This window comes from Streptomyces fumanus, from assembly GCF_014655295.1.
GTDB classification, from domain to species: domain Bacteria; phylum Actinomycetota; class Actinomycetes; order Streptomycetales; family Streptomycetaceae; genus Streptomyces; species Streptomyces fumanus.
Genome location: NZ_BNBI01000035.1, coordinates 1 through 1,471, shown reverse-complemented (window position 1 = coordinate 1,471; position 1,471 = coordinate 1). Strand labels below are relative to the sequence as shown.

General features: G+C 66.8%; 1 protein-coding gene and 1 pseudogene. Both read right to left on the bottom strand.

From position 1 onward, the window contains the following. Positions 1-921, bottom strand: a 921-nt coding sequence (locus IE316_RS35160; RefSeq protein WP_268257666.1) for an alpha-amylase family glycosyl hydrolase, incomplete at its 3' end; no start/stop codon positions are given. Further along, positions 918-1,471 (bottom strand): annotated as a pseudogene (locus IE316_RS35155) (DUF3459 domain-containing protein); the annotation flags it as partial. The pseudogene IE316_RS35155 and the gene IE316_RS35160, both read right to left, overlap by 4 nt.

The window sequence follows — 1,471 nt, the reverse complement described above, 5'->3', positions numbered from 1 at the left end:
GGAGACCGGGTAGCGGGACTCGCGGCGCACCGCCATGAAGATGCGCGGCATCACCGGGAAGTGGAACGCCATGTGGCACTCGTCGCCGCCGGAGCGGTAGTCGCCGAAGTAGTCCACGACGTCCTCGGGCCACTGGTTGGCCTCGGCCAGCAGCACCTTGTCGGGGTACTGGGCGTCGATCTCCTTGCGGACCCGCTTGAGGAACTCGTGGGTCGCCGGGAGGTTCTCGCAGTTGGTGCCCTCCTGCTGGTACAGGTACGGCACCGCGTCCAGCCGGAACCCGTCGATGCCCAGGTCCAGCCAGAACTTCAGCGCGGAGATCATCTCCTCCTGCACGGCCGGGTTCTCGTAGTTGAGGTCCGGCTGGTGGGAGAAGAACCGGTGCCAGTAGTACTGCTTGCGGACCGGGTCGTACGTCCAGTTGGACGCCTCGGTGTCGACGAAGATGATCCGGGCGTCCTGGTACTGCTTGTCGTCGTCGGCCCAGACGTAGTAGTCGCCGTAGGGGCCGTCGGGGTTCTTGCGGGACTCCTGGAACCACGGGTGCTGGTCGCTGGTGTGGTTCATCACGAAGTCGATGATCACCCGCATGCCGCGCTGGTGGGCGGCGTCGACGAACTCCACGAAGTCGGCGAGGTCGCCGAACTCGGGCAGCACGGCGGTGTAGTCGGAGACGTCGTAGCCGCCGTCCCGCAGGGGTGACTTGAAGAACGGCGGGAGCCAGAGGCAGTCCACGCCGAGCCACTGGAGGTAGTCGAGCTTGGCGGTCAGGCCCCGGAGGTCGCCGACGCCGTCGCCGTTGCTGTCCTGGAAGGAGCGGACCAGGACCTCGTAGAACACGGCGCGCTTGAACCAGTCGGGGTCGCGGTCCTTGGCGGGGGTGTCCTCGAACGTGTCCGGTACGGGCTCGTTGACGATCATGGTGTGGGTGACCCTCCGATCTGCGGGTTGGACGGTCGCAGAACCGTGAAGACGTGCGCGGGCCGGTGACCCGGTTCGAGACGCACGTAGTTGGCCCTGCCCCAGTGATAGGTCTCGCCGGTGAGCTGGTCGCGCACCGGCACGGACTCGTGCCAGTCCAGGCCGAGTTGCGGCATGTCCAACGAGATCGTCGCCTCCTGGGTGTGGTGGGGGTCGAGGTTGACGACCACCAGAACCGTGTTCGAACCCTGCCGTTTGGAGTACGCGATGACCTCTTCCTTGTCCGCGTGGTGGAAGTGGAGATCGCGCAGTTGCCGCAGGGCGGGGTTCTCCCGGCGGATGGCGTTGAGGCGGGTGATGAGCGGGGCCAGGGTGCGGCCCTCGCGTTCGGCGGCTTCCCAGTCGCGGGGTTTGAGCTGGTATTTCTCGGAGTCGAGGTATTCCTCGCTGCCTTCGCGCAGCGGGGTGTTCTCGCACAGTTCGTAGCCGCTGTAGATGCCCCAGGTGGGGGAGAGGGTGGCGGCGAGGACGGCGCGGGCCTCGAAGGCGG